23 protein-coding genes are annotated in these 20974 nt (G+C 68.0%); 6 read left to right on the forward strand and 17 right to left on the reverse strand.

Annotated elements, in window-relative coordinates; translation table 11 throughout:
* Positions 1 to 820, forward strand: an 820-nt coding sequence (locus A5659_RS15630; RefSeq protein WP_067182330.1) for a thioesterase family protein, incomplete at its 5' end; no start/stop codon positions are given.
* 52 nt (positions 821 to 872) lie between these two features.
* A complete protein-coding gene (locus A5659_RS15635) occupies positions 873 to 1418 on the forward strand; it encodes a TetR/AcrR family transcriptional regulator (RefSeq protein ID WP_066882088.1) in 546 nt (181 codons plus the stop codon).
* Here the strand turns inward: A5659_RS15635 and A5659_RS15640 are convergent.
* The 6 genes from A5659_RS15640 to A5659_RS15660 form a co-directional block, all read right to left on the reverse strand.
* The gene (locus A5659_RS15640) at positions 1415 to 2755 is read right to left on the reverse strand and encodes an FAD-binding oxidoreductase (RefSeq protein ID WP_067182392.1); all 1341 of its coding nucleotides are present in this window, start codon (positions 2753 to 2755) and stop codon (positions 1415 to 1417) included. The two genes, A5659_RS15635 and A5659_RS15640, sit on opposite strands and share 4 nt — an antisense overlap.
* 59 nt (positions 2756 to 2814) lie before the next feature.
* The gene (locus tag A5659_RS28990; RefSeq protein WP_082976080.1) at positions 2815 to 2940 is read right to left on the reverse strand and encodes a DNA-3-methyladenine glycosylase I; all 126 of its coding nucleotides are present in this window, start codon (positions 2938 to 2940) and stop codon (positions 2815 to 2817) included.
* Positions 2941 to 2965: 25 nt separating this feature from the next.
* Positions 2966 to 3913: an aldo/keto reductase gene (locus A5659_RS15645; RefSeq protein WP_067182334.1), complete on the reverse strand. Its 948-nt coding sequence runs from the start codon at positions 3911 to 3913 to the stop codon at positions 2966 to 2968.
* Positions 3914 to 4006: 93 nt separating this feature from the next.
* Positions 4007 to 4597: a TetR/AcrR family transcriptional regulator gene (locus A5659_RS15650; RefSeq protein WP_066882084.1), complete on the reverse strand. Its 591-nt coding sequence runs from the start codon at positions 4595 to 4597 to the stop codon at positions 4007 to 4009.
* A gap of 53 nt (positions 4598 to 4650) precedes the next feature.
* The gene (locus A5659_RS15655; protein WP_066868231.1) at positions 4651 to 5391 is read right to left on the reverse strand and encodes a glucose 1-dehydrogenase; all 741 of its coding nucleotides are present in this window, start codon (positions 5389 to 5391) and stop codon (positions 4651 to 4653) included.
* 17 nt (positions 5392 to 5408) lie between these two features.
* On the reverse strand, positions 5409 to 6509 hold the full coding sequence (locus tag A5659_RS15660; RefSeq protein ID WP_067021250.1) for a diacylglycerol kinase: 1101 nt from the start codon (positions 6507 to 6509) through the stop codon (positions 5409 to 5411).
* A gap of 112 nt (positions 6510 to 6621) precedes the next feature.
* On the opposite strand from A5659_RS15660, the gene A5659_RS15665 reads away from it, so the two are divergent.
* A complete protein-coding gene (locus A5659_RS15665) occupies positions 6622 to 7521 on the forward strand; it encodes an alpha/beta hydrolase (protein ID WP_067182337.1) in 900 nt (299 codons plus the stop codon).
* On the opposite strand, the gene A5659_RS15670 is transcribed toward A5659_RS15665, so the two are convergent.
* Complete coding sequence (locus A5659_RS15670; RefSeq protein WP_066868225.1) at positions 7518 to 8153, reverse strand: TetR/AcrR family transcriptional regulator; 636 nt, start codon at positions 8151 to 8153, stop codon at positions 7518 to 7520. The genes A5659_RS15665 and A5659_RS15670 overlap by 4 nt on opposite strands.
* 159 nt (positions 8154 to 8312) lie before the next feature.
* Here A5659_RS15670 and A5659_RS27780 point away from each other — a divergent pair, with 159 nt between their 5' ends.
* Complete coding sequence (locus A5659_RS27780) at positions 8313 to 8438, forward strand: hypothetical protein (protein ID WP_003874194.1); 126 nt, start codon at positions 8313 to 8315, stop codon at positions 8436 to 8438.
* Between the two features lie 30 nt (positions 8439 to 8468).
* Here A5659_RS27780 and A5659_RS15675 read toward each other — a convergent pair whose 3' ends face one another.
* From A5659_RS15675 to A5659_RS15690, 4 genes are all read right to left on the reverse strand, one after another.
* Entirely contained in the window at positions 8469 to 9893 is a 1425-nt protein-coding gene (locus tag A5659_RS15675; RefSeq protein WP_066882079.1) for an NAD(P)(+) transhydrogenase (Re/Si-specific) subunit beta, read from the reverse strand.
* Positions 9890 to 10228, reverse strand: a complete 339-nt coding sequence (locus A5659_RS15680) for an NAD(P) transhydrogenase subunit alpha (protein WP_066882077.1) — start codon at positions 10226 to 10228, stop codon at positions 9890 to 9892. Before A5659_RS15680 ends, A5659_RS15675 begins: the two co-directional genes overlap by 4 nt.
* Before the next feature lie 9 nt (positions 10229 to 10237).
* The gene (locus tag A5659_RS15685; RefSeq protein ID WP_066882075.1) at positions 10238 to 11320 is read right to left on the reverse strand and encodes a Re/Si-specific NAD(P)(+) transhydrogenase subunit alpha; all 1083 of its coding nucleotides are present in this window, start codon (positions 11318 to 11320) and stop codon (positions 10238 to 10240) included.
* A 237-nt stretch (positions 11321 to 11557) separates the two neighbouring features.
* Complete coding sequence (locus tag A5659_RS15690; RefSeq protein ID WP_066868218.1) at positions 11558 to 12019, reverse strand: nuclear transport factor 2 family protein; 462 nt, start codon at positions 12017 to 12019, stop codon at positions 11558 to 11560.
* 114 nt (positions 12020 to 12133) lie between these two features.
* Here A5659_RS15690 and A5659_RS15695 point away from each other — a divergent pair, with 114 nt between their 5' ends.
* Both A5659_RS15695 and A5659_RS15700 read left to right on the forward strand, forming a co-directional pair.
* Positions 12134 to 13351, forward strand: coding sequence for an acyl-CoA dehydrogenase family protein (locus A5659_RS15695; RefSeq protein WP_066868243.1), 1218 nt, complete (start codon positions 12134 to 12136; stop codon positions 13349 to 13351).
* The gene (locus A5659_RS15700) at positions 13348 to 14172 is read left to right on the forward strand and encodes a tyrosine-protein phosphatase (RefSeq protein ID WP_067021259.1); all 825 of its coding nucleotides are present in this window, start codon (positions 13348 to 13350) and stop codon (positions 14170 to 14172) included. The genes A5659_RS15695 and A5659_RS15700 overlap by 4 nt, the downstream gene beginning before the upstream one ends.
* 27 nt (positions 14173 to 14199) lie before the next feature.
* Here A5659_RS15700 and A5659_RS15705 read toward each other — a convergent pair whose 3' ends face one another.
* The 6 genes from A5659_RS15705 to A5659_RS15730 all read right to left on the reverse strand — a co-directional run bounded on the left by A5659_RS15705 (position 14200) and on the right by A5659_RS15730 (position 20972).
* Positions 14200 to 15063 carry an SDR family oxidoreductase gene (locus tag A5659_RS15705; protein ID WP_066868214.1) on the reverse strand — a complete coding sequence of 288 codons (864 nt, stop codon included), beginning with the start codon at positions 15061 to 15063 and terminating at the stop codon, positions 14200 to 14202.
* A gap of 57 nt (positions 15064 to 15120) precedes the next feature.
* Positions 15121 to 16554, reverse strand: a complete 1434-nt coding sequence (locus A5659_RS15710; protein WP_066868212.1) for an aldehyde dehydrogenase family protein — start codon at positions 16552 to 16554, stop codon at positions 15121 to 15123.
* 144 nt (positions 16555 to 16698) lie between these two features.
* On the reverse strand, positions 16699 to 18264 hold the full coding sequence (locus tag A5659_RS15715; RefSeq protein WP_067182340.1) for an LCP family protein: 1566 nt from the start codon (positions 18262 to 18264) through the stop codon (positions 16699 to 16701).
* Between the two features lie 89 nt (positions 18265 to 18353).
* Complete coding sequence (locus tag A5659_RS15720) at positions 18354 to 19295, reverse strand: class I SAM-dependent methyltransferase (protein WP_067144682.1); 942 nt, start codon at positions 19293 to 19295, stop codon at positions 18354 to 18356.
* 27 nt (positions 19296 to 19322) lie between these two features.
* Complete coding sequence (locus tag A5659_RS15725) at positions 19323 to 20264, reverse strand: class I SAM-dependent methyltransferase (RefSeq protein ID WP_067182343.1); 942 nt, start codon at positions 20262 to 20264, stop codon at positions 19323 to 19325.
* A gap of 72 nt (positions 20265 to 20336) precedes the next feature.
* Positions 20337 to 20972: a TetR/AcrR family transcriptional regulator gene (locus tag A5659_RS15730; RefSeq protein WP_066868207.1), complete on the reverse strand. Its 636-nt coding sequence runs from the start codon at positions 20970 to 20972 to the stop codon at positions 20337 to 20339.
* Positions 20973 to 20974 lie beyond the last annotated feature (2 nt).

Consider the following 20974-nt stretch of genomic DNA (forward strand, 5'->3'; position numbering starts at 1 on the left):
CTACGAGCTGATCGACCCGGCCGGCGACGACGACGCCGCATTGGGCGAGAAGTTCCGGGCGACCGATCTGGCGCGCGGCACCTGGTCGGCGGCGATCCAGCACGGCGGTCCGGTATCGGCGCTGCTGGTCCGGGCGCTGGAGCGGTGCGAGCAGCGCGACGACACTCGACTGTCCCGGGTGGTCATCGATCTGCTGGGCGGGGTCCCAGCCGAGGGCGACCTGTGGGTGCGCGCCGACGTGCAGCGCCCCGGCAAGCAGATCGAATTGCTCAGCGCCGAAATGCTGGCTCCCGGCCCCGACGGCGCCCCGCGGCCGGTGGCGCGCGCCAGCGGGTGGCGGTTGCAGCACCAGGACACGGAGCCGATCGCGCACGCCGCGGCGCCACTGCCCCGGCCCCGGGCCGAGGCCTTCAACCGCAACCTCAAGGCGCGCGACTGGGACCGCAACTATGTGCACAGCCTGGAGTGGCTGTGGCTGACCGAGCCGCTGAGCGAAGGCCCCGGCGAATCCTGGATCAACCCGACCGTCGATCTGGTCAACGGCGAGTCCATGACGCAGCTGGAACGGCTGTTCGCGGTGGCCGACTGCGCCAACGGCATCGGCAGCAAGCTCGACATCACCAAATGGACGTTCCTGAACACCGATCTGGCGGTGCATGTGTTTCGTGTTCCCGACGGCGACTGGATCGGCATCCGGGCGGAGACCAGCTACGGGCCGGACGGCATCGGCACGACCATCGGCACGTTGTTCGACGAGCAGGGCGCGGTCGGCGCCATCCAGCAGTCGGTGCTGGTGCGCCGGCGCCCGCCTCGGGCCTAACGTGGGAGCGAATGACCATGACACCTCGGCGACACTTCGAAAAGTCTGAATCATGAGCCAGCCGGCCCGGGCGACGACGATCGCCGACACCGACACCTCGACCCGTCAGCGGATTCTGGCGGCCACCGCCGAGGTGCTCGGCCGTAACGGCAAGACCAAGCTCAGCCTGTCCGACGTCGCCACCCAGGCCGGGGTGTCCCGCCCGACGCTGTATCGCTGGTTCGCCTCCAAAGAGGAGCTGCTGTCGGCGTTTTCGGCCTACGAGCGCCAGATCTTCGAAAGCGGTTTGGTGAAGGCCACCGCGGGCCTGAAGGGCGTGGACAAGCTCGATGCCGTGCTGCGGTTCATCGTCGAATACCAGCATTCGTACTCCGGGGTGCGGATGGTCGACGTCGAGCCCGAGCACACCATCGCCCAGTTCTCCTGGGTGATCCCGCAGATGCGCGAGGGCCTGCAGCGCCACCTGCCCGGGCCCAACGCGGCGGTGAAGGCGGCGACGGTCATCCGGATCGCGATATCGCACTACATCGTGCGCAGCGATGATGCGGATCAGTTCTTGGCGCAGCTGCGGCATGCCGTGGGGATCAAGGGCAGCTAGTCGAACAGCACCGCCGCATTCAGATAACCCGTCGGGTCCAATGCCGCCTTGAGTGTCCGCATCGCGGCGATGTCGGCGGCCTCGCGTGACATCCCCAGATACGGCCGCTTGCGGCTGCCGACGCCGTGTTCGGAGCTGACGTTGCCGCCGGAGCGCGCGATGAGGTCCATCATCGGCTCGTACAGCGCCCGCTCGCGGTCGGCCGGGCAGCGCAATACGTTCAGGTGCAGGTTGCCCTCGCCGATGTGGCCGAACAGCACCGGCAGCGCGTCGGGGGCATGCGTGTGCACCAAATCGACCGCGTGGCTTTCGAATTCGCTGATCGCCGACAGCGGCAGTGAGACGTCGAATTTCAGCGGCGGTCCGTACACGCCGAGCACCTCGGCCAGCGATTCGCGCACCTGCCACAACCGTTGCTGCGCAACGAGATCCACGCCGACCGCGGGTTCGCCAGAAATCGGCACGTCGTCGAGCAGCTCGGCCAGGCGCTCGGTCTGGTCGTGATCGGCTGCCAACTCCACCAGCAACAGCCACTCGCCCTCAACCGGTGAACCGACGCCGCGATGTTCGGCCGTCAGCGCGGCGGCGCGGCCGTCGATCAGTTCCAGGGCCGCGATGCCGTCCACGTCGCGGAACACCCGGCCCGCCGCCACCAGCGCGTCGAGGTCGGCGAATCCGCAGATCGCCGTCACCCGGTGCGACGGGGTGGCGTGCAGCCGCAGATCCAGCTCGGTGATGACGCCCAGCGTGCCCTCCGCGCCCACGAACAGCGCCGGCAGGTCGTAGCCGGTGTTGTCCCGGCGCACCCGGCTGTGCCGGCGCAGCAGCGTGCCGTCGGGCAAGGCCACCTGCACGCCGACCACCTGCTCGCCCATGTTGCCGTAGCGCACGGTGCGCAGGCCGCCGGCGTTCGTCGACGCCATGCCGCCCACGGTCGCGGTGTCACGCGCCGCGAGGTCCACGCCGAACACCAAACCGGCTGCGGCGGCGGCCCGTTGGACCGCGGCCAGCGTGGCTCCGGCCCCGGCCTCGATGCGGCGCTCGACGGTGTCGACGTCGGCGACGGCGTGCAGCCGCTCGGTGGACAGCAATACGTCGTCATGCTCGGGAACGGTGCCTGCCACCAGCGACGTCCGGCCGCCCTGCACGGTCACATGGGCGCCGGCGTCGCGGCACACCCGCAGCACCTCGGCGACCTGCTCGGCCGTGCCGGGCCGCACCAGCGCGCTCGCCTTGCCGCGGTAGCGGCCGGTGTGGTCGACGCTGCGCGCCGCCAGCACGTCGGGATCGGTGACGACGTGGTTCGATCCGACCAGGCTCGCCAGGCTGCGCAGCATGCTCGCGGTTATAGCACCGACGACGCGAGACGCTTGCACCGGCCGCGTGTTGTCCTGGTTCAGCCCGGCACCGCGCGGAAGCACCCATCGAAATGGCCGTTCCCGATTCCCGCGGTCTGCATGAGGGAGTGGGCGACGACGGGACCGACATGCCGAAAACCCGCCTGGTGCAAGGCGGCCGACACCCGCCATCGCCTTCATCGCTCGACCCTATCCACTGCCTTGGGGCACCTCGGCGAATCCCGGTTGCCCCGCGTCGACAACGGAATTGAACCGGTGCCGAGTTTCCAGGCGCTCATTGATGTCCTCGATCGCGCTCTCGGGAAGCGCGGTGACGTCGAAGTTCTCGCGGATGCGTGCCGGCGTCACGGATGCCGTGAGAACCGCGCTTTCCCGCTGAATTCCCCAGGCCAGCAGCACCTGTGCGGGAGTCTTGCCGAACTGCCGGGCGATGGACACGATGAGAGGGTCGTCGAGGAGCCGCGGTTCCAGCGCGTGCCCCAGCGAGGCGAACGCCGACAGGATGATTCCGTCCGTGTCGCGCAAACCGTGCAGTTCCCACTGGGGGTGATACGGGTGCGACTCGACCTGGACGACCGCCGGCTTGATGCGGGCGGTCTCGACTATCCTTCGGACGCCTTCGACGTCGATGTCGGACAGCCCGATTGCGTTCGTATGGCCTTCGTCCACAAGCGCTTCCATCGCGGCCCACGTCTCCTCCAAGGTGACGCCGTCGTCGTAGATGACGGCGCCGTGGATGTCGCGGGGATCTTGGTCATCGCCAGGCTGGAACGCGAACGGGGTGTGCACCAGATACAGGTCCACCGTGTCCAGCCCGAGCCTGTTAAGGCTCGCCTGCAGCGCGGGCTTCACCCGTTCGGGTCGGTGGTTGTTGTTCCACAGCTTGGTGGTCACGAACAGCTCGTCGCGGCGGACCGTCCCGTCGGCGAACAGCTCCTTGAGCGCCGCACCCACCTCGGCTTCGTTGCGGTAACGCTCCGCAGCGTCGAGGTGGCGGAACCCGACCTCGACCGCGGCTTTGACGGCCTCGCGCGTCCTGCCGTTATCGGAAAGCGAAGTCCCGAACCCGAGCGCCGGAATCTCCCCGCCGTTGTTCAGGACGATTCTGCGTTGACTGAGATTCTCGTTCGATGTCATGGCGGTCCGGCCTCCTCGCTTGTCACCTGGTTTATAACTGACCAGTCGTCTATTTAACAGGCGCGGCCGGTGCCGACATTCCCGGTCTTACCATCAGTCCAGGAGCGCCGGGACCGTGACCGCCTCGAAGCGGTCGTAGGGGCCGCGACTGCGGGTCACCTTGCCGCGTAGGGCCGCCCCTTCCCACGCCTCGATCAGTTGGGCCGCCAGTTGCTCCGCATCAAGGTCCGCGCGAATCTCTCCCGATCCACGCTGGCCGGACCGCACACATTCCGCGATAGCCGTATCCCAGCGGTCGAGAATGCGGACGAGCTCGGCACGGACCTGGTCGCTGGATCCCCCGAGCTCGAGCGAGAGGTTGCCGACCAGGCAGCCGAGCAGGAAGTTGCCGGTTTCGTGTTCGTCGGCGAGCGCATGGAAGAAGCGGGTGATTCGCTCCCGCGCCGGCCCGTCCGCCTCCAGGATGGGCACCAGGCGCGCTTCGATATCGGCCCAGTAGTGCTCCAGGATGGCCGCGGCAAACGCCTCTTTGCTGGGGAAGTACGCGTAGAACGATCCCTTCGGCACGCCGGCGGCGTCGGTGATGTCTTTGACGCCGCTGGCCGCGAACCCACGCGCATGCACGAGATCCAGCCCTGCCGCCAACAGCCGGCGCGGCACGTCCGGGTTCGGTGGGCGGGGCATGCCACCGATATTAGCCGACCGGTCACTTATAGCGTCGGCGGCCGCATGGCCGCCTAAAACTCCTTGTGATTCACGTCGGTGACCAGGCCGCCGTCCATGATGTACTCGCTGCCGGTGGAGTAGGACGACTCGTCGCTGGCCAGGAAGAGCACAAAGGTCGCGACCTCGCGGACCTCGCCCGGGCGGCCCAGCGGGATGGTCACCATGTCCTCGGGCAGGTGGGCGGTCATCGGGGTGCGGATGAACCCCGGGTGTATCGAGTTGACCCGGATGTTGTGCGGCGCCAGCTCGAGGGCCGCCGACTTCGCCAGCCCGCGCACGCCCCACTTGGACGCGACGTAGGGGTGCACCATCGGCGCGCCGCGCAGGCCCTCGATGGAGGACACGTTGATGATCGAGCCGCCGCCGGCCGCGATCATCGGCTCGACCGCGGCCCGCATGCCCAAGAACGTCCCGGTCAGGTTGACGTCAATCACCTTCTGCCACTTGGCCAGATCGAAGTTCTTCAGCGAGCCGAGCGCCACGGTGCCGGCGTTGTTGACCAGCACGTTGAGCTTGCCGAATTCGCCGACCGCGGTGGCGACGGCGGCGTCCCACTGGTCTGGCTGGGTGACGTCGAGGTGCACGTAGCGCGCGGAGTCGCCGATCTCGTCGGCCAGCGCCTTGCCCTGGTCGTCGAGGATGTCGCCGATCACGACCTTGGCGCCCTCCTCGACCAGCAGCCGCGCGTCTTCGGCTCCCATGCCGCCGGCGCCACCACTGATCAGCGCAACCTTGCCGTCTACTCGACCCACGTGGGTCTCCTTTCGATTTAGGTGGTCACCAAAGTGCTTGGTGCGTACAGGCCTTTGCCCGTTACCAGCGGCAAGTCAAGTGTGGTCCGAATGCCCGGCGGCGCCGCGATCACGGCGGGGATGGCGTTGACGACGCGGCCCGCGGCGCCCGCGATCGCCGCGTGGTTGTGGTCGCCCTTGCGGCTGCTGGGAATGATGTCGACCGCATACGACGGCTCGCCGGTGATCTCGACGCGGTAGGAGCCGTCACCGGAGGCGGGCTGGGGCAGGTCGGGGCGCAGGTCGGGCCGCAGCCGGGTGACGTGCTCGATGACGATGGCCGGATGGCCGTTGACCATGCCGCGAATCTCGAACTGCAGCACCGCCACGGTGCCCTTGGCGACGTGCCCGACCGCGATGTCGAAATCCTCGGGGGCGGGCTCGCGCTGGTAGGACTCGGTGATCTCGTCGACCTCGATGCCGAGGCCGGCCGCCAGCTGACGGATCGCGGTGCCCCACGCGATGCTCAAGATGCCGGGCTGCAGCAGCATCGGGATCTCGTCCATCGGCTTGGCGAACCCCATGTAGTCCATGACCTCGGTTCCGTTGTACGACGCGTAGTCGTGGATCTCCATGCAGCGCACCTGCTCGATGCGCTGACACGTGCCGGCGAGCGCGAACGGGATCAGGTCGTTGGCGAACCCCGGGTCGACGCCGCTGATGAAGATGCTCGAATTGCCTTGCTTGGCAGCGTCTTCCACGCGGGCGATGTACTTGTCGGGCATCACGCCCCACGGGTACTGCAGCAGCCCCGGCGACGAGCCGACGACGTTGATGCCGGCGGCCAAGATGCGCATCACGTCGGCCATCGCCTCGGGCAGCCGAGTGTCGCCCATCGCGCAGTAGACGATGCAGTCGGGCTTGGCGGCGATGATGGCGTCCAGGTCGTCGACGGCGGCGACGCCGGTGACCACGCCGGTGTCCAGGCCGACGCCGCACAGCTCGCCGGCGTCCTTGCCCACCTTCTCGGGCGTCGAGACGCACACCCCGATCAGTTCGAACTGCGGGTTGGTGATGAGTTCGGCGAGGGCCAGCCCTCCGACATTTCCGGTGCCGACGTGCGCGACGCGGATCGCCATGACAGTCTCCGTCCCTGAAAACCCTGGACAACTTTTCTAGACAGTAGTCCATAAAATTTGGGTCGCATACCTGCGGGACTGGCCGCGGTCCGCGGGGCAGAATCAATCGCTGATGACACCACGCGAAGACCTTCAATTCACCTCCGGCGGCGACCTGATCAGCGCCTGGCTCTACCGGCCGGCCGGCGACGGGCCGGCGCCGCTGCTGGTGATGGCGCACGGCCTGGGCGCGGTGCGCAGCATGCGCCTGGACGCCTACGCCGAGCGGTTCAGCGCGGCCGGCTACGCCTGCCTGGTGTTCGACTACCGCAACTTCGGCGACAGCGAGGGCCGGCCGCGTCAGGTCCTCGACGTCGGCATGCAGCTCGCAGACTGGGCCGCGGCCGTCGCCTACGCCCGCACCCTCCCCGGCATCGACCCCGACCGGATCGCGTTGTGGGGCACCAGTTTTGCCGGCGGCCACGTGATCGCCACGGCGGCCCGGCTGCCGGGCATCGCCGCCGCGATCGCCCAATGCCCGTTCACCGACGGCCTCGCGTCCGCACGCACCATCACCAATCCGCTGGTCGCCGCGCGCATCACCGCCCGGGTGGTGCGCGACCTGCTGGCCCGCCGCCGCGGCCGCCCGCCGGTGATGGTCCCGACGGCCAATAGGCCCGGCGAGGTCGCGCTGATGAACACCCCCGACGCGTACGCCGGCTACCTGCGGCTGGTGCCCGACGGGGCCGAGTTGCGCAACGAGGTGGCCGCGCGAATCGCGTTGCAGGTCTTCAGCTATCGGCCCGGCCGCGAGACACCCAAGATCGAATGCCCGATCCTGTTCTGCGTGTGCGAAGCGGACTCGGTGGCGCCCGCGTCGGCCACGCTGCGCCACGCGGCCAGGGCGCCCCGCGGCGAGGTCAAGCTATATCCCGAGGGACATTTCGCGATCTACGTCGACGACGCCTTCGAGCGGGTGGTCGCCGACCAGATCGCGTTCCTGGACAAGCACCTGAAAGGCGCGCCCGCCTAGGGTCCGAGCGGGGACGTCGTGCGGATGGCTTCGTCGCGAATGAGCCCGCGCAGCAGCGCGGTGCTGAACTCGGCGGCGATCTCCTTGGCCGACCGCCGCCCGCTCGGGCGAAGCCAGCGGTAGGCACCCAGGGTCATGCCGATGTAGCCCAGCGCCAGCACGTGCGAGTCGCACGGGTAGAACTCGCCGTTGGCGATGCCGCGGTCGATCAGGCCGTGCACGTGGTGATAGACCTGGGCTTCCTTCTCCCGGACCTCGGCGACCTGCTCACTGGTGAACCATTCGGTGATGTAGGGCTGCTCCTGGAAGTACACCGCGGCCCGTTCCGGATCGCTGGCGATGCCGGTGAGCAGCCGGACGGTGTACTGGTAGAGGGCCTCGCGCGCCGTCCAGGACGGGTCGTCGTGCACGGCGGCCAGCGTGCCCTCGGCGGCCTGGCGGTAGATGTCGAACAGGATCAACGACTTGCTGGCGTAGTAGTGGTAGACCGTCGCCTTGTTCAGCCCGATCACGTCGGCCACATCGTCCATCCGGGTGCCGTGATAGCCGCGCGCAGCAAACAGCTTGGTGGCAACCGCCAGCAGCTCTTCGCGCCGGGTCAGCCCGTTCGGGGTGATGCTGTCGGTGGGCATCTGTTCTCACTATCGTCGGTATGGCCAGGCCAGGGGCGGTGCGGCCCAGAATAGCTATCAACTAACTGGTTGGACAGTTTAAGCAAAACGCCGGGTGTCACGTGCAGGCGTATGCGACTAGACTCCTGATCGAACGCGATGAGTCGAGAGGTGGGGCCGATGGATCCGAGTCCGGATTACGACGGAAGCGACGAGATCGAGTTCTTCATGCGGTACCTGACCTGGGGCTTGCGTGGGGTCACCGACGGAAACGGCTACCCGCCGCCGGCGTACCCGCCCGTCTAACCGCCCAGCGCAGCGGCGCTTTTTCCGCTGTTACAGCGCTTTGAGTTCCTCGGCGACCTCGGTCACCGATTTCTTCGCGTCGCCGAACAGCATGCTGGTGCCCTCGCCGTAGAACAGCGGGTTGTCGATGCCCGCGAAACCGGAGTTCATCGACCGCTTGAGCACAATCACCGACTTGGCCTTGTCCACGTTGAGGATCGGCATGCCGTAGATCGGGCTGGACGCGTCGTTGCGGGCCGCCGGGTTGGTGACGTCGTTGGCGCCGATGACGATCGCGACGTCGGTGCGGGCAAACTCGTCGTTGATATCGTCCATGTCCTTCATGGCGTCGTAGTCGACCTCGGCCTCGGCCAGCAACACGTTCATGTGGCCCGGCATCCGGCCGGCGACCGGATGGATGGCGTACTTGACCTCCACGCCCTTGTCTTCCAGCAGCGCCGCCATGTCCTTGACCGCGTGCTGGGCCTGGGCGACCGCGAGGCCGTAGCCGGGCACCACGATCACCTGGTTGGCGTAGGCCATCTGGATCGCGGCGTCGGCGGCCGAGGTGGCCTTGACGGTCTTGTCGCCGCTGTCGCCGCCGCTCGGCGCGATCCCGCCGCCGCCGAAGCCGCCGGCGACGATCGCGGGGATCGAGCGGTTCATGGCCTTGGCCATCAGGTTGGTCAGGATCGAACCGGACGCGCCGACGATCATGCCCGCGACGATCATCGCGGTGTTGTTCAGCGCCAGTCCCGCGGCCGCGGCCGAGAGCCCGGTCATCGCGTTCAGCAGCGAGATGACCACCGGCATGTCGGCGCCGCCGATGGGCAGCACCACCATCAGGCCCAGCACGCCCGCGGCGGCGAGGAGCCCGATCATCCACCAGAGCGGCGCGCCGCCGGTGCCCGGATGCGCGTGCAGGCCGATGACGACGGCCGCGGCCACCGCCCCGGCCAGCAGCAGCAGGTTGATCGGCTGCTGCGCCTTGCCGAAGCCGATCGGCGATCCGGAGATGATCTCCTGCAGCTTGCCGAACGCGATGATCGATCCCCAGAACGAGATCGACCCGATGACCGCGGCGAACAGCGATGCCACCACGATGTGCACGGTCGGCGACTCGCCGTGCTGGAAGGCCGAAAAACCTTGCGTCTCAATGAATTCCGCGAGCGCGATCAGCGCGACCGTGCCGCCGCCGACGCCGTTGAAGAACGCCACCAGCTGCGGCATGGCCGTCATCTTGGTGTAGCGGGCGGGCGGGACGCCGAGCACGACGCCCACCACCAGGCCGGCGATGATCAGCACCCACTGGTCGGTGTGGCGGATCTTGATCAGGGTCGCCACCACCGCCAGCGCCATGCCGACCGCGGCGATCAGGTTGCCGCGCACCGCCGTCTTGGGTCCGGTCAGGCCCATCAGGCCGTAGATGAAGAGGGCGAACGAGATGATGTAGAGGCCGATAACCAGGTAATTCATTTGGCGGCCGGCGCTTCCGTGCTCTCGGCCTTGGCGGGCAGCGGCTTCTTTTTGCCCTTGAACATGCCCAGCATCCGGTCGGTGACGATGAACCCGCCGATGACGTTCAGGGTTCCGAACACCACCGCGACGAACAGGATGATCTGCACCGCCAGCGAGGGGTGCTCGACCGAGCCGAACACCACCAGCGCGCCCAGCACCACGATGCCGTGGATGGCGTTGGTGCCCGACATCAGCGGCGTGTGCAGCGTGTTGGGCACCTTGGAAATGACCGCGAACCCGACGAATCCGGACAGCACCAGGATTGCCAGGTTGGCCAATAGCTCGTCGTACATGTAGTCCTCTCAGTCCCGCGTCACGCAGGAGTCCGCGACGACCTCGTCGTCGAAGTCGGGGGCCAGCTTGCCGTCGGTGAGCAGCAGGTCCAGCAGTGCGGTGATGTTCTTGCTGTAGAGCTCGCTGGCGTGCTCGGGCATGGTGGCCGGCAGGTTCAGCGGCGAGGCGATGGTGACGTCGTGCTTGACGACGGTCTGGCCGGGCTCGGTGAGCTCGCAGTTGCCGCCGGTCTCGCCGGCCAGGTCCACCACCACGCTGCCGGGCTTCATCGCCTCCACCGCCGCCGCGGTGACCAGGCGTGGCGCCGGGCGTCCGGGGACCAGCGCCGTGGTGATCACGACGTCGAAGCCGCTGATCGCCTTCTCCAAAGCCTTCTGCTGCTGGGCGCGCTCCTCGTCGGTCAGCTCACGGGCGTAGCCACCCTCGCCGGAGGCGTCGATTCCGATGTCGAGCCATTGCGCGCCCACCGAGCGCACCTGGTCGGCCACCTCGGGCCGGACGTCGTAGCCGGTGGTACGGGCGCCCAGCCGTTTGGCCGTCGCCAGCGCCTGCAGCCCGGCCACCCCGACGCCGAGCACCAGCACGGTGGCCGGCTTCACGGTGCCGGCCGCCGTCGTCAGCATCGGGAAGAACCGGGTGGACTCCGAGGCCGCCAGCAGCACCGCTTTATAACCGGCCACGTTGCCCTGCGACGACAGCGCGTCCATCGCCTGGGCCCGCGAGATCCGCGGGATGGCCTCGAGCGCGAACGCCTGCACGCCCGCCTGCTTCAGCGCACCGATCGAGTTCTCGGCGTTGCGCGGCGCGAGGAAACCGATCAGCGTCTGACCGCTGTGCAGCTTGGCGACCTCGGCCTGGGTCGGCGGCGCCACCTTGACCACCACGTCGGCGGCCCACGCGTCGCCGATGCTGGCCCCGGCCTCGGTGTAGAGCGCGTCGGGCAGCAACGCCCGCTCCCCCGCGCCGGATTCGACCACCACCGCCACGCCGCTGTTCACCAGCGACGCGACCGCCTTCGGCACCAGCGCGACCCGCCGCTCGTCGGGGCCGGATTCGGCGACCACTCCTACCGTCGTCTGCGCATTTGTCATGGCGCGTACATCTACTTTCCGTACTTTCCCGTACTGTCCCTGCCGATGGACGTGGCGCCGGCTCGGCCGCGCGCTTCGCTACCTTAACCAGGTTTCACCATGGACGCGTCAACGGCTCCGGCGGCCCAAGGCGGGATACCCCGGCCGAAGGCGATCGACGCTCCGGTCGATGGTTCGCCGCCGCCGCGCGACGCAGTAGCGCCCGCACCGTTGTGAGGTCACAAGCCGGCGTTGTTGCTACCAAAGCGGGATGTCGTGGCCGTGTTCGGACTCCGGTCGGGGCCCGAAGTAGCGCCGCTGCGATTGCTCGATCGGCACGTCGTTGATGCTGGCTTCGCGCCGCGCCATCAGTCCGGACTCGGTGAACTCCCATAGCTCGTTGCCGTAGCTGCGATACCACTGGCCGGACGCGTCGCGGCACTCGTACTGGAACCGCACCGCGATGCGGTTGTCGTGGAAGTCCCAAAGGCTCTTGCGCAGTGCGTAATCCAGTTCGCGCTGCCACTTGCGGGTCAGAAACGCCACGATCTCGTCGCGGCCCACGACGTGTTCGTCGCGATTGCGCCACTGTGAATCGACGGTGTAGGACAGGCTGACGCGGTGGGGATCGCGGGTGTTCCAGGCGTCCTCGGCCGCCTGCACTTTCTGGATCGCGGTTTCCCGGGTGAACGGCGGGAACGGGGGGCGGGCTTCACTCATGCCTCTATCGTGCCGCCCCGCCGGCGCGCTTTCACCCCGGCGTAAGCACCGCGCTGACGACCGGAAACCCGGCGACTCGACACGTGTCCTATCGTGACGGGCATGGACTTCGCGATGTCGGCCAAAGCCATCGACTACCACAAGCGACTGTCCGACTTCATGACCGAGTACGTCTTTCCGGCCGAGGCCGAATACGACAAATACCGTGAAGAAGCCGGCCCACACGATCACACGGTCCCGCCCGTCATCGAGGACCTCAAGGTCAAGGCCAAAGAGCGGGGACTGTGGAACCTGTTCCTGCCGGCCGAATCGGGGTTGACCAACCTCGAGTACGCCCCGCTGGCCGAGCTCACCGGCTGGAGCCTGGAGCTCGCGCCCGAGGCGGTCAACTGCGCGGCGCCAGACACCGGGAACATGGAGACCCTGCACCTGTTCGCCACCGAGGAGCAGCGCAAGCAGTGGCTGGAGCCGTTGTTGGCGGGCGAGATCCGCAGCGCGTTCTCGATGACCGAGCCGGCGGTCGCCAGCAGCGACGCCCGCAACATCGAGACGTCGATCGTGCGCGACGGCGCCGACTACGTCATCAACGGCCGTAAATGGTGGACCTCGGGCGCGGCCGACCCGCGCTGCAAGATCCTGATCGTGATGGGCCGCACCAACCCCGACGCCGCCAGTCACCAGCAGCAGTCGATGGTGCTGGTGCCGATGGACACCCCTGGCGTGACGGTGGTGCGCTCGACGTCGGTGTTCGGCTGGCAGGACCAGCACGGGCACTGCGAGATCATCTACGACAACGTGCGGGTGCCAACCACCAATCTGCTCGGTGAGGAGGGCGGCGGCTTCGCGATCGCCCAGGCCCGGCTGGGCCCGGGCCGCATCCACCACTGTATGCGCGCGCTCGGCGGCGCCGAACGTGCGCTGGCGCTGATGGTGCACCGCGCGAACAACCGCATCGCCTTCGGCCGGCCGCTGGCCGACCAGGGTCTGGTGCAGCAAGCAATTGCGAAGTCCCGCAACGAGATCGACCAGGCCCGCTTGCTGTGCGAAAAAGCGGCGTGGACCATCGATCAGCACGGCAACAAGGCCGCCCACCTGTTGGTCTCGCAGATCAAGGCGGTGGCACCGCAGGTCGCGTGCGACGTCATCGACCGCGCCATCCAGGTACACGGCGCCGCCGGCGTCAGCGACGACACGGTGCTGGCCCGCCTCTACGGCTGGCACCGCGCCATGCGCATCTTCGACGGACCCGACGAGGTGCACATGCGGACCATCGCGCGCACCGAGATCGGCCGCGAACAGTCGGCCTTCGCCGCGGCGGTCACCGCAGGATGACCGAGGCGTTGCGAGAACTATCCGGCGCGTGGAACTTTCGCGACGTCGCCGACGGCGCGAGCGCGCTTCGGCCCGGGCGGCTGTTCCGGTCCGGTGAGCTGAGCCGGCTCGACGACGCCGGACGCGCAACGCTGCTCGAGCTGGGCATCACCGATGTCGCCGACCTGCGCGCGAACCAGGAAGTCGCCCGGCGCGGCCCGGGGCTGGTCCCCGACGGCGTCGAGATCCACCGGCTGCCCCTTCCCGACCTCGGCGACGATGCACCGACCGACAACGAGGCCCCGCACGAGCACGCGTTCCGTCGGCTGTTCGAAGGCGACCCGAACCAATCCGACGAGGCCGTCAACGAGGCCGCCGTTCGTCACATGATCGACGAGTACCGGCAGTTTCCGACCCGCAACGGGGCGCAACGTGCTGTGCGGCAAGTCTTTTCGCTGCTGGGTGCCGGGCGCCCGGTGCTCACGCACTGCTTCGCGGGCAAAGATCGGACCGGTTTCGTGATCGCGACGGTGCTGGAAGTGCTTGGCGTCGACCGCGACACCATCATCGCCGACTACCTGCGCAGCAACGCCGCGGTCCCCCAACTCCGGGACCACATCTCCGAGATGATCAAGCAGCGCTCCGACGTCGAGCTCACCCCGGAAGTCATGACGTTCACCGAAGCGCGGCTGTCCGACGGAGTCCTCGGCGTGCGTCCGGAATACCTGGACGCCGCTTTCCAATCGATCGACGACGAATTCGGGTCCCTGGACGCCTATTTACGCGACGCGGGTGTCAGCGAGGCGGACGTCGAACGCCTGCGCGGCGAACTGCTCGCCTGACTCGCTGACCACCCGGTCGCGGCTGGCTCAGCCCAGCTTGAAGTCCGCCTGCTTCGCCGCGGACAGATCGGTGATCTCGCCCCACTGCGAGGCGATGTCCTCCACCGTCGGCGGCTTGTCGTAGTTGACGCCCGCGTTCTGGAACAGCGCGACGCGCTGCACCTTGCCGCCACCGACGACGAAAACCGAAGCGCTGTTCGGGTTTTCCTCGGTGCACAGGTAGGCCACCACGGGTGCGACGTATTCGGGGGTCAGCTTCTCGAGCACCTCCTTGGGCAGGATGTCCTCGGTCATGCGGGTGGCGGCGATCGGGGCGACCGCGTTGGCGTGGATGTTGTACTTCGCACCCTCCAGCGCCAGGCTGTTGATCAGGCCGACGAGGCCGAGTTTGGCTGCGCCGTAGTTGGTTTGGCCGAAGTTACCGAACAGCCCGCTGGTGGAGGTGGCGACGACGACGCGGCCGTAGCTCTGCTCACGGAAGTGCGGCCAGGCGGCGCGGATGACGTTGTAGCCGCCGTAGAGGTGCACCTTGAGCACGGCGTCCCAGTTCTCGAAGGACATCTTGTGGAAGGTGCCGTCGCGCAGTATGCCGGCGTTGCTGACCACGCCGTGCACGGCGCCGAATTCGTCGAGCGCGGTTTTGATGATGTTCTCGGCGCCCTCGGGTTCGGCGACGCTGTCGTAGTTGGCGACCGCCCGCCCGCCGGCGTCCTTGATCTCCTGGACCACCTGGTCGGCCATGTTATGGCCGGCGCCGGTGCCGTCACGCGAACCGCCGAGGTCGTTGACGACGACGCTGGCGCCCTCCTTGGCGAGGGTCAGGGCGTACTCACGGCCCAGGCCTCCACCGGCTCCGGTGACGACGATGACGCGATCCTGCACTCCGGGCATACGTTTCCTCTCTGCTGTGAAAAACTCAGTGTTGCAACGGTTTCGGTGAAACCAGGGTCAGAACATTCGGCGGGCCATCTTGAAGGCCCGCTCGGTGTACGGAGGGTAGATGAAGCTCGACAGGTCGGGCCGAGTGGGTTTGGTCAACACCGACTTGCGGTGGCTGAACTCCTCGAAGCCATAGCGGCCGTGGTAGGCCCCCATCCCCGAAGCGCCGACCCCACCAAACGGCAGCTTGGCCGTCGACACCTGGAAGGCGATGTGGTTGACCAGCATGCCGCCGGCCGGCACCTCCTTGATCACCCGCTCGCGCGTCTCGCGCCGCTTGGTGAACAGGTAGGCCGACAGCGGCTTGGGCCTTGAGTTCACGAAACGTATTGCCTCGTCCAGGTTTTGGACGGTGACCACCGGCAGGACGGGACCGAAGATCTCGTTCTGCATCAGCGGCCCGTTCGGGTCGGGGTCAACCACGACGGCGGGCTGGATGCGCAGGTTCGACGCGTCGCAGGCCCCGCCGACGGTGACCTTGCCGTCTCCGCTGGACAGGTAACCGCTGATCCGGTCGAATTGGCGCTGATTGACCACCCGCATGCCGCCCGGCTTGTCCGAGGTGAACTTGGTGATGGCGGCACCGATCTTGTCGACCAGTTCATCGCGAATCGTGGCGTCCGCCAGGACGTAATCGGGTGCCACACAGGTCTGTCCGGCGTTGAGCAGTTTCATCCAGGCGATCCGCTTGGCCGCCACCTCCACGTCGGCGTCGGCGGCGACGATGACCGGGCTCTTGCCGCCGAGCTCCAGAGTGCAGGGCGTCAGGTGCGGTGCCGCGCCCTCGTAGACCTTGCGGCCGATCTCGGTGCCGCCGGTGAACAGCACGCGGTCCAAGCCTTGGGCGATGAGCTCCTGGCTCGTCGCGCCGTCGCCCTCGACCACCGCGATGGCGTCCTGGTCGAGATACTTCGGCACCAGCTCGGCCATCAGGTGCGCGGACGCCGCCGCGATCTCGGACGGCTTGAGGATGACGGCGTTTCCGGCGGCGATCGCTCCGACGGCCGGACCCAGGGTCAAATAGAACGGGTAGTTCCAGGCGCCGATGATCAACACGGTGCCGTAGGGCTCGTACTCGATCCAACCGCGGCCGGGAAGTTGCGGCACCTCCAGCAGCTGGTACTTGCGGCGGGTCCACCTCCGCACCTTCTTGGCCGCGTACTTGGCTTCGCCGGCGGTGGTGGCGATGTCAGCGATGTAGGCCTCGAAGGGGCTGCGGTCCAGGTCTTCGGCGAGCGCGGCGGCGATCGCGGCCTCGTTCTCCTCCATCAGCTTCGCCAGTTGCAGCAGCTGCCGCTTGCGCCATTCGACGTCGCGGGTACGTCCGGTGGCGAAGGTCTGACGAAGGCGGGCAACCGTGGCGGGGACGTCGGCCGCAGCCGCCCCGTTGGTGGAGTCCTTGGCGAGCGATGTCTGCGATGCAACCGATTCGGTGGTCATCATTGTCCTTCCCGAGCAGAGTCCCGCTGCAAGGCGGCCGCTCATCGGTGATAACCGCGATACTAACCATCCGGTTGGGAGAGCAATAGGAAGGATCCGCCCAACCCCGGTCTCCCGGGCAGTACCACCGCGGTTGCGGGCGCGCGGTTACTTGACGCAGGGCACCTTCGCCGCGGTCATCTGGCTGAGGTCGGTCGGCGCCGGGGCGCGGTCGCCGGTGCCGGTGGCGGCGACGGCACTCACCTGCCCGGACCCCGACGGGTCGGTCGTCGCGCCGGGGTGGGCGAGGTAGTCCGCCGCGGGAAATGCCGTCCCCACCGTCAGCCGCACGGTGCCCGCGGCCACGGCGCCGTTCGCCGTCGCGGGCATGTGCAGCTGGTCGGCCAGGAGCTGCGCGCCGCGGTCCGCCCCGGGGCCGTATTCGATGACGCTGTCGTCGGCCGGGGCCGCCGCGGTCGTGGCGCTGCCGCGGGTGAAGCCGCGGGCCGCGAAGGCCTCCTCGATGGCGGCCGCGAGTCCGTCCCGTGCGGCCGCGTTGACGACGTCGAGGATCACGGGTTCGGTCAGCACGGGTGCCGGCTGGGTGGCCGGTGACGCGGCCTCGAGCGCGACCGGCGTGTCGGACATGAAGCGCTCGTTGACGATGCGCCGGATCGTCGTAAGGTCGACCTGGTTGATGTCGGACCCGTTGGCGTCCTTGCCGAAGCCGGAGATGGGCAGGGTGTACAGCGACAGCGGCCGCTCACTCAATTGCGAGGCCCGCGAGGCCAATTCCATGATGTCGAGCCCGTCGTCGACGGCGACGTTGTCGCGGGCGACCTGCAGCAGCTTACGCAGCCCGCTCACGCTGGACAGCGCACCACCGCTGCGAGCCGCCTGGACCAACGACACCAGGAACGCCTGCTGCCGTCGCGTCCGGTCGAAATCGGTGAAGGAGCCGTCGTTTTCGTCGCGGCGCTGCCGCACGAAGGCCATCGCGTCCGCGGCGTCGATGCGCTGCACCCCCTGATGGAAGTCGGCACCCGAATAGCTGTCCCGCGTATCGGCGTTGAGGCACACCGTGATCGGCTCGACGGCCTTGGCGATTTGAAAGAACGCGCCCAGCGTGATCTCGACGAAGTGGTCGACGGAGATCCCCAGAAAGTCGTTGACGGCGCTGATTTCGGCCTTGCGCCCAGCCTCGCGGGCGGTCTGCTCGCGGGCCGCCAGATTGGTGGCGCCCGCCCCACCCGATTTCCCGGCCGCCTGCGAATTCAGCGACTGCTGATAGGCCAGCCCGTAGGCCTGCTTGATCTTGCCGGCGCAGACCGACCCCGGGCAGCCCGGTAGCTCCGCGTAGTCGTCGCGCGGAATCGAGATCGCGGTGACGGGCCCGTCACCGTCCGAAAGATGCACGACGATAAGGACATTCGCGTTGTAGCCGCCGGAGCTTTCGTCCCCGGCGTGCAGCGCGTCGTAGATCTCCTGGGGCAGCGGCTGACCGTTTTGATCCAACCTGCTGTCCAAGCCCATCAGCAAGATGTTCTGGTTGCCGTCCAGCGTCGTCGCCGCATGGGGCAGCGCGTGCGAGATGATGATCCTGCCCAGCGCGGTGTGGTAGCCCGTCCAGCCGACGCCGGTGATGGCCATGACGAACGCCGACGCGATGCTGGCGACCAGGCGGCCCTTGAGCAGCACCCAACGGTGCGATCGCCCCGATCCGCCACTGGCCATAATGAGTGACCATTGTCCCCGATGACCAGGCGAATTCCCGGTAACCGGAGCCGCGAGCCAACGGACGGTCGACGAGCCGGTGCGGGCCGCTACAGGCGCTCGGCGATGACGAAGTCGGAGAAGGCGTCCCGGTCTTCGTCGATTTCGGAACTCTGCACCCCACGACCCAGGCGGTGCATCTCGTCGATCGAGTTCTGCGCCGTGGCGCGCCAGCCGTGCTCGTTGAGCCAGTCGGCGAGGTTCGCACGGTGCTCGTCGCGGTACATCAGCTCGCCGACGTCGACGGTCTCCTCGAGGCCGAGCTGGTCGGCCACCTTTTTGAACCGTTCGCGCATCTGCTGGCGCCGCTCCTCGGCGTGCATGGGTGCGGTCTCGGCGGAGACGCGGCTGCCCGCCGGGCTGAGCTCGCCGATCTGCGTGAACAGCTTGTCCTGGGCTTCCGCGGGTAGGTACATCAGCAATCCCTCCGCCAGCCAGGCGGTGGGCCGGGCGGGGTCGAAGCCGGCCGCGCGCAGCGCGGTCGGCCAGTCCTCGCGCAGGTCGATCGCCACCTCGCGGCGGTCGGCCGACGGCGTGGCGCCGCTTTCGGCCAGCGTCGTGGTCTTGTAGTCCAGCACCTGGGGCTGGTCGATCTCGTAGACGGTGGTGCCGGCCGGCCAGTCGAGGCGGTACGCGCGCGAATCCAGACCCGACGCGAGGATCACCACCTGCCGGATCCCGGCGGCGACGGCGTTCGCGAAGTACTCGTCGAAGAAGTGGGTCCGCACCGCCTGGTAGCCGCGCATGTGCTGGATCCGGGCGGCGGATTCTTCGTCGATGGCTTCGATCTTGGCCACGACCTCCGGGTCGAGCATGGCCTCCCAGAGCACCTCGGCGCCGGCGTTGTTGACCAGCAGCCGGGCGTAGGGGTCGCGGATCAGCGCGTCGGGCTGCTCGGTCTCGATGGCCCGCGCCGCGGCGACCATCACCGCGGTGGTGCCGACGCTGCTCTTGATGTCCCAGGTGTCGTCGTGCGTGCGCAGTGAACTCATGGCGTTGCTCCTTGGATCGATCCTCGGTCAGGCGGTGGGCGTGCCGAGACGCGCCCGCAACAAGGTGCTGCGGACCGCCTCGTCGGTCAGGTCGTCGGGCACTGGACGCCCCAGCCGGGCCATCTCGTCGCGGTTACTCACGCTGTGCACCTGCCAGCCGTGCTCGGCCAGCCACGCCGCGGCGTCCGAACGGTCCGGCTCGTGGTACGTCAGCGCCTGGACGTTGACGTCCAGGCCGAGCCGCTCCCGCATCCGCAGCCAGCGCTGCGAGTTGCTGCGCGAGTTCATGCCGAACATCTCGATCGCGACCTGGCTGCCGGGTGCGCTCAGCGCGGTGAACATCTCGAACAGCCGGTCCTGGGCGTCGCTGGGCAGGTACGGGAGCAGGCCTTCGGCCAGCCACGCGGTGGGCCGCGTGCGGTCGAACCCGGCGGCGGTCAGGGCCGCGGGCCAGTCGTCGCGCAGGTCCACCGCGACGGGGTGCCGGATGGCGGCGGGCACGGCGCCGTGCTGCTGCAGGATGCCCGCCTTGTACTCGAGTACCTGCGGCTGGTCGATCTCGTAGACCACTGTGCCGGTCGGCCAGTCCAGCCGGTAGGCCCGGGAGTCGAGGCCGGCGGCCAAGATCACCACCTGGCGGATGCCGGCGTCGACGGCCTCGGTGAAGTACTCATCGAAGAAGTGGGTGCGCACGGCTTGGTAGTCGATGCCGCACCGATGCGCGCGCTGGCCGTGCTGATCGCCGTCGAGCCAGCCGAGCTCGGGGTCGGCCAGCCGGGCCCACGCCGGTCCGGCCGACGACACCAGCAGGCGGGCAAACTCGTCCCGGATCAGCGGATCGGGTCCGGCGGTCTCGGCGGCGCGCGACGCGGCGACGCCCAGCGCGGTGGCGCCGACGAGTTCGGTGATGGTCCAGCTGTCGCCGGCAGACCGTACGGAAGGCGGTGGCGAGGCATCCAGGTCAGTCATATCCCGACCATGGTACCGGGATAAGTTAGTTAGCCTATACGCTTTGTGCGCAACTTCACTGCGTCGAAGGGGCTAGGCCTCCGGCCGCCAGAGCGCGCCTTCCAGGAGCTGGCGCAGCATGCCTGTGACAGCCAGCATTTCCTTATAGCTCTTGATGTAACCCGCGTACAGGCCCACCCCCGAGATCACCACGAGCAGTGATTCGACCAACGCGGACGCATCGATGTCGGCGACGACCTCGCCGCGCTCGATCGCCTCGTTCACTTCGCGCATCAGAAATTCTCGCGCCACCCGCACGGAATCATTTTCGGTTGCGCTCCACTCCGGATGCCGCTGCGATTCGAGTACGCCGCCGATAATGAACGCCGAACCGGCGGGATTTTCCGAATTCGCTTTAACAGCCGCGGAGATGAACGCCGTCAGCCGTGCTACCAGCCCCGTCTCGCCTTCGGCCTGTTTAATTCCTGCTCCGATGATAAATTCATTTGTCTCGTCCATAACTTCGCGATAAAGCGCTCGTTTGCTCGAGAAATAATGGTTAATCGCCGGTCGGGTAAGGTCGGCGCGCGCCGCAATGGCCTGGAACGTCGCGCCGTCGTAGCCGCGCTCGCTGAAGACCAGACGGGCGGCTTGGATGATCCGCTGCCGCGTCTCGTCGGCTTTCGCGGCGGGCGGACGCCCCGGCCTGCGATTCCCCCGGGGATGCATTG

It is taken from the genome of Mycobacterium sp. 1165196.3, assembly GCF_001673415.1.
Lineage (GTDB): Bacteria > Actinomycetota > Actinomycetes > Mycobacteriales > Mycobacteriaceae > Mycobacterium > Mycobacterium europaeum_A.

Bases quoted from the DNA above. Each gene is read 5' to 3' on its own strand.
- A5659_RS15635 (WP_066882088.1), top strand. From the start codon at position 873: ATGAGCCAGCCGGCCCGGGCGACGACGATCGCCGACACCGACACCTCG.
- A5659_RS15640 (WP_067182392.1), bottom strand. From the start codon at position 2,755: ATGCTGCGCAGCCTGGCGAGCCTGGTCGGATCGAACCACGTCGTCACC.
- A5659_RS15645 (WP_067182334.1), bottom strand. From the start codon at position 3,913: ATGACATCGAACGAGAATCTCAGTCAACGCAGAATCGTCCTGAACAAC.
- A5659_RS15650 (WP_066882084.1), bottom strand. From the start codon at position 4,597: ATGCCCCGCCCACCGAACCCGGACGTGCCGCGCCGGCTGTTGGCGGCA.
- A5659_RS15660 (WP_067021250.1), bottom strand. From the start codon at position 6,509: ATGGCGATCCGCGTCGCGCACGTCGGCACCGGAAATGTCGGAGGGCTG.
- A5659_RS15665 (WP_067182337.1), top strand. From the start codon at position 6,622: ATGACACCACGCGAAGACCTTCAATTCACCTCCGGCGGCGACCTGATC.
- A5659_RS15670 (WP_066868225.1), bottom strand. From the start codon at position 8,153: ATGCCCACCGACAGCATCACCCCGAACGGGCTGACCCGGCGCGAAGAG.
- A5659_RS27780 (WP_003874194.1), top strand. From the start codon at position 8,313: ATGGATCCGAGTCCGGATTACGACGGAAGCGACGAGATCGAGTTCTTC.
- A5659_RS15675 (WP_066882079.1), bottom strand. From the start codon at position 9,893: ATGAATTACCTGGTTATCGGCCTCTACATCATCTCGTTCGCCCTCTTC.
- A5659_RS15680 (WP_066882077.1), bottom strand. From the start codon at position 10,228: ATGTACGACGAGCTATTGGCCAACCTGGCAATCCTGGTGCTGTCCGGA.
- A5659_RS15685 (WP_066882075.1), bottom strand. From the start codon at position 11,320: ATGACAAATGCGCAGACGACGGTAGGAGTGGTCGCCGAATCCGGCCCC.
- A5659_RS15690 (WP_066868218.1), bottom strand. From the start codon at position 12,019: ATGAGTGAAGCCCGCCCCCCGTTCCCGCCGTTCACCCGGGAAACCGCG.
- A5659_RS15695 (WP_066868243.1), top strand. From the start codon at position 12,134: ATGTCGGCCAAAGCCATCGACTACCACAAGCGACTGTCCGACTTCATG.
- A5659_RS15700 (WP_067021259.1), top strand. From the start codon at position 13,348: ATGACCGAGGCGTTGCGAGAACTATCCGGCGCGTGGAACTTTCGCGAC.
- A5659_RS15705 (WP_066868214.1), bottom strand. From the start codon at position 15,063: ATGCCCGGAGTGCAGGATCGCGTCATCGTCGTCACCGGAGCCGGTGGA.
- A5659_RS15710 (WP_066868212.1), bottom strand. From the start codon at position 16,554: ATGATGACCACCGAATCGGTTGCATCGCAGACATCGCTCGCCAAGGAC.
- A5659_RS15715 (WP_067182340.1), bottom strand. From the start codon at position 18,264: ATGGCCAGTGGCGGATCGGGGCGATCGCACCGTTGGGTGCTGCTCAAG.
- A5659_RS15720 (WP_067144682.1), bottom strand. From the start codon at position 19,295: ATGAGTTCACTGCGCACGCACGACGACACCTGGGACATCAAGAGCAGC.
- A5659_RS15725 (WP_067182343.1), bottom strand. From the start codon at position 20,264: ATGACTGACCTGGATGCCTCGCCACCGCCTTCCGTACGGTCTGCCGGC.
- A5659_RS15730 (WP_066868207.1), bottom strand. From the start codon at position 20,972: ATGCATCCCCGGGGGAATCGCAGGCCGGGGCGTCCGCCCGCCGCGAAA.